Source organism: uncultured Mailhella sp., from assembly GCF_905187505.1.
Taxonomy (GTDB): Bacteria; Desulfobacterota; Desulfovibrionia; order Desulfovibrionales; family Desulfovibrionaceae; genus Mailhella.
Map to the genome: position 1 here is coordinate 1 of NZ_CAJJIC010000156.1, position 4,781 is coordinate 4,781.

The 4,781-nt window shown below is 58.5% G+C and carries 3 protein-coding genes and 1 pseudogene; all 4 read right to left on the reverse strand.

Translation table 11 applies throughout. From position 1 onward, the window contains the following. Positions 1-187: 187 nt before the first annotated feature. The gene (locus tag QZZ60_RS10550; RefSeq protein WP_295641227.1) at positions 188-1,294 is read right to left on the reverse strand and encodes a TRAP transporter substrate-binding protein; all 1,107 of its coding nucleotides are present in this window, start codon (positions 1,292-1,294) and stop codon (positions 188-190) included. Positions 1,295-1,349: 55 nt separating this feature from the next. Beyond that, on the reverse strand, positions 1,350-3,146 hold the full coding sequence (locus tag QZZ60_RS10555; protein WP_295641229.1) for a TRAP transporter large permease subunit: 1,797 nt from the start codon (positions 3,144-3,146) through the stop codon (positions 1,350-1,352). 297 nt (positions 3,147-3,443) lie between these two features. Then, a complete protein-coding gene (locus QZZ60_RS10560; RefSeq protein WP_295641231.1) occupies positions 3,444-4,004 on the reverse strand; it encodes a hypothetical protein in 561 nt (186 codons plus the stop codon). Positions 4,005-4,042: 38 nt separating this feature from the next. Continuing rightward, positions 4,043-4,781, reverse strand: a pseudogene (locus QZZ60_RS10565) (hypothetical protein); the annotation flags it as partial.

The following is a 4,781-nucleotide window of genomic DNA, read 5'->3' on the forward strand; positions in this document are numbered from 1 at the left end:
TGTTCATAACCCACCGTAATTCTCATGCAATTTAAAGCTCATAAATGATATTCAAATACAGTACCACGAAAAATTAATCAAATATTTCTTTGTATTATTTATAAAATCGGGAAGTGTTCACAGAGGGAACACTTCCCGACGAACAGAGGTGTTCGTTTTTTTGATGCACGTGTTTGAAATATGAACGCTACATGCCGAATTCAAGATTCGGATACTTGGCCTTGTATGTTGCGAAAAGCTCGCTGATCACGGCAGGATCGCTGTATTTCTTGTTGAGGGCGCGGCACTCGTTGAGGAGCGACTCGCCGTCGATATTCCTGTCCTTCATTTTCCCGATGAACTCCTCATAGATGGGCTCCAGGGCCTTTATCCAGCGGACTCGTTCCGCCTGAGAGATTTCGATGACTTCCACCCCGTTGTTTTTCTTTATGTATTCCAGGTCTTCCGTCGCCGAGCGGTCTATCCAGGAGGCGCGGAACAGGGTAGGGCCTTCGTTTTCAAAAATATCATCCCAGCTCTTTTTCAGGTCGGCGGGAAGGCGGTTGTAGCTTTTCATGCTGAAGCCGAAGGGTGAGGACATGACGCCCAGGTTGCATTTGGTGAGGTACTTGGCCACTTCGCAGACCTTGGAGCTTTTATATGTGGGAATGGGGGCCATGACGGCATCCACCATGCCTCTCTGCAGGCTCAGGTACATGTCGGTGAGCTGAAGCAGCACAGGTATGCCGCCGAGCAGCTTTATCTGTTCCAGTCCAGGGGAAGAGACGGCCGCTATGCGCAGTCCCTTAAGATCTTCCAGCGTGCGGATCGGCTTCTTGCTCAGGATATCCTGGGGGACGGACGTGGTGACGGTGACGGGTCTGAGGAAGCTCCATTCTTTTTTCAGATAGGGGTTGGTCCGCGTCAGCTCCAGATAAGAGAGAGAGGAGGCAAGGGCTGAGTCGAAGAGCATGGGCATTTCTATGACTTCCGAGGCGGGGAAGCGTGCCAGTTCCTGGGTGGGCTGGAAGCTGGCGATGTCGATGAGCCCCTTGCGAAGGCCGTCGAGCAGAGCCTTGGTGGGCATGAGCGTATTGGGGTTGTAGTAGGTGATGCTGATGCGTCCGCCGGTTTTTTCTTTGACGAGGTCGAGCAGGGGCAGAAAGCCCTTGGCCATGACCGGATGCGTGGTGACCTGCTGGGATGAGGACTTGAACTCGAATTCGGCTTCGGCGCAGGCCTTGCCGGCCGTGGAGGCGAGAAGAAGGGTCAGCAGAGGAAACACGGCGATTTTTTTCATGAGCGATGATGTCATACGTACTCCTTTGGACCGGTTGGAGAGAACAACAGGGGGAAGGGCCTTTTTCGAGTCAGAGGAGAGAAGGAAGATACAGGGCTATCTGGGGGAACAGGATGAGCAGCAGCACGCATGCCATGATGCCGCCGAAAAAGTACGTCACGTGACGGAAGATGCTGGACATGGGCACGTCGGAAATCACGCCTGCCATGGCGAACACCAGTACGCCCACAGGAGGTGTGATCTGGCCGAGTTCCATCATGAGCACGGTGATGACGCCGAACCATACGGGGTCGAAACCGGCGGCCACCACGCAGGGGAAAATGGCGGGCAGGATGAGCATGATCATGGGAATGACGTTCATGAGCATGCCGAGCAGGATGTACACCAGCAGGATGGCGGCGAGGAGCATGTACCTGCTGATGCCCGAATCTGCGATGAGTTCGGCCAGCAGCGTGGGAAGATTGGATGCGGCAAGCACATAGCCCATGATGCCCACGCCGACGAGAATGAGGAAAAGTCTGCCGCACAGTTCTGCGGATACCGTGCAGGCGTGGTACAGCTTGGCCAGGGTCAGCGTACGGGTGCAGACGGCGTAGACCAGACAGCCGAAGGCTCCGATGGCGCCGCCTTCCGTGGGAGTGCATATGCCTGAGAGAATGCCGCCCATGATGAGGGTGAAGAGGCCGATCATGGGGAGCATCTTGTGCAGGGACAGGAAACGTTCCTTCCAGGAGCGGCGAGGTCCCCGGGGAGCGAGCGACGGATTGATCAGAGCCCGAACGTAGATGATGCCCATGAGAATGACGGTGAGGAGAATGCCGGGAAGGACGCCGGCCATGAACAGCCTGCCGACGGATTCTTCCGTCACCACGGCGTAGAAAATGAAGCCCATGCTCGGAGGAATGAGTATGCCGAGAGTGCCGCCCACCGAAAGGCATGCCGCGCCGAAGGCCTTGTTGTATCCCTTCCTTTCCATTTCCGGCAGACTCACCGTGGCCATGGTCATGGCCGTGGCTATGCTGTCGCCGCATACGGCGGCGAACCCCGCGCAACCTCCCACCGTGGCGATGGCGACGCCGCCGGGCAGATGCCCCATCCAGCTTGAGGCCGTGTCGAAGAGCCCCTTGCTCACATTGCCGAACAGCGCGAGTTCGCCGAGCAGGATGAACATGGGAATGACGGTCATGTTGAAGGATGCCACCTGAGGATAGGGGGCGCAGGCGGCCATTCCGTAGGCGAGTTCCGGCAGGTCCATCATGAGCATGAGCCCCTGTACGCCTGCCGTGCACATGGCGTAGCCTATGGGCATGCCGGAGAGGATGAGCAGAAAGAGGTAGAGCATGATGAGTCCGCCCACGGCTCCCGAGCTCAGCCCGAGATTGGAGCCGGTGAGCACGCGGGCCAGAATCACGAGTCCGATACCCGCGGCGCAAGCCGCAAGTGCCGCGACTGTCCGCCGGTTCCGTACAGCCGTGACGGCGCTCGTCACAAGCGTGAGGCACATGGCCAGGACAAGGATGAACAGGCAGAGGCTGACGAAATGATAGAAGGGCCCTACAGGAATGCCGAGTACCTCGGTAAGATCGCCGAATTCGGTCTTGTCGACCGCGTTGATGTGCAGTTCCCATGCAAGGATGAACATGTACGGCACGCTCGCCGTCATCTGGAAGACGCGCAGCGCCGCGCGTCCGCCCTCGGAGAACTTGTGGTACAGCAGATCCACGATGAGGTGTCCGTTTTTGCCTTCGATGGCGATGAAGGCGGTGAATCCCACAAACAGCATGATGAGTTCGCTCACTTCCATGCCGCCCTCCAGAGGCATATGGAAGAAAAAGCGCCCTGCGACATCCACGGTCGTGACAATCATGATGGCGAAGACCGCGACTCCGGAGATGCCGAGGAGAAAATTAAATACTGGCTGAAGCGTTGTCTGTGTGCGTGTGACGATATCCATCTGTTCACCTGGACCTCAGGAATGCGGAATCCGTCGAGGAAAACCGCGTGAAGGGGAGGAAACATTCAGCCGATTATGGGAAAGGGGGAAGAGTCGCCCCCTGTCTGGACGGCGGTCTTTCCGGCGGGGGGTACGCTGTTTGCGGGGCGCCGGAAGCGGCAGGTCCGGCGCGGGGCCTCAAGGAAGCCCCGCGCGTTCGTCGTCCGGCTTCTATGCGCAGTCGTGCTTGTCCCACGCTTTGCGCTGGGAGCGTTCCAGAGTGTATTCGAGCGCCTCGACGGAGGCCTTCAGGCTGGCTATCTGCGTATAGGGTGCGTTCACGTCCTTCATGGCCTGGTAGAGCAGCGCGCCGGTGCTGTCGGCAGGGACGGGAATGCCGGTCAGGTAGCATATCGTGGGTACGATGTCGGCGGCGTTGACGGCGCGTTCGGAGGAGGTTCTTTCCCGCGTGATGCCTGCGCCGATGAAGCATACGCCGTCATCGGCGATGACGACGATGAGAGTGTGGCGGTTGCGCACGTCCGTCACGGCCTGGACCGTGGCGGCGAGATGGGCCGCGTCGGCGTGTATGACCACGGGATGCAGGGCGGCGGCCTCCTCGAGAGCGTTGAGGTCTCCGCTGTTGAGCACGACGGCCTTGTCGAGCTTTTCCACGCCGGTTTCACCGGCGGCGTAGTGATCGAACTGAACGTATTTGTCCCTGAGCTGCGACAGCGCCTCTTCCTTCAGGCTGCCCTTCAGCACGATGATGACGGCTTTTATGTCGGCCATGATGTTCTCCTGGATGAAAAATGGTTCTGTGAACGGGATCAGCTCTGCTCGTCGAGAAGCTGATAGAGTACGGCGCCTTCGCAGTCTTTGGGAACGGGCAGATTCATCAGCCTGCATACCGTTGGCACCATGTCGATGATGTTGCAGAAGCGGGTCATGCGGTAGTTGCGTTTGACGCCGGGGCCGGTAAAGGTGAGCAGCGCCTTCATGCTGCCCATGCTGTAATCGTCGGTGGGCAGAATGGGACCGTGCTGTCCTGCGTATTCGGGGCGCAGCGCGTACACGACGTCGCCGCACTGTTCTCCGCCCTGGCCGAGAAGGCGTGCTTCCTGCTTGGTCACGGCCAGCGCGAAGGGACGCATGCCCGTTTCGGGATGCACATAGGTCATGAGTGCGTCGATGATCTGGTACTGGACCTTGCGGTAGTCCGCGGGATCGACGATGCCGTGCGGGTCGCGGCCCTTGAGGTTGATGTAGATGAAGCACGAACGGCTGGGAATGGCCATGGAGCGTTCCGGATCTGGGTCGCTGGAGAAGTAGAGTTCGTTGTACTTGGCATAGAAGGCGCTCTGCGCCTTGTCGGTGGCCGGAGCCTCGGGAGCCTTGCGCCTTACCAGAAGACCGGCGTCGGCAAGAATGTTCACGGGGTTGATGTAGGGACCGTCGGGCGTGGCGCCGTGGTCGGAAATGGTGATGATCATGGTGTCGTCGTCGACAAGGTCCCACTGGCTCCTAACGAGATGAAACGTGTAGAATTTCATGCCAACCGCCCATTCG

Excerpts from the sequence above, each read along its gene's own strand:
- QZZ60_RS10550 (WP_295641227.1), bottom strand. The coding sequence starts at position 1,294 with ATGACATCATCGCTCATGAAAAAAATCGCCGTGTTTCCTCTGCTGACC.
- QZZ60_RS10555 (WP_295641229.1), bottom strand. The coding sequence starts at position 3,146 with ATGATTGTCACGACCGTGGATGTCGCAGGGCGCTTTTTCTTCCATATG.
- QZZ60_RS10560 (WP_295641231.1), bottom strand. The coding sequence starts at position 4,004 with ATGGCCGACATAAAAGCCGTCATCATCGTGCTGAAGGGCAGCCTGAAG.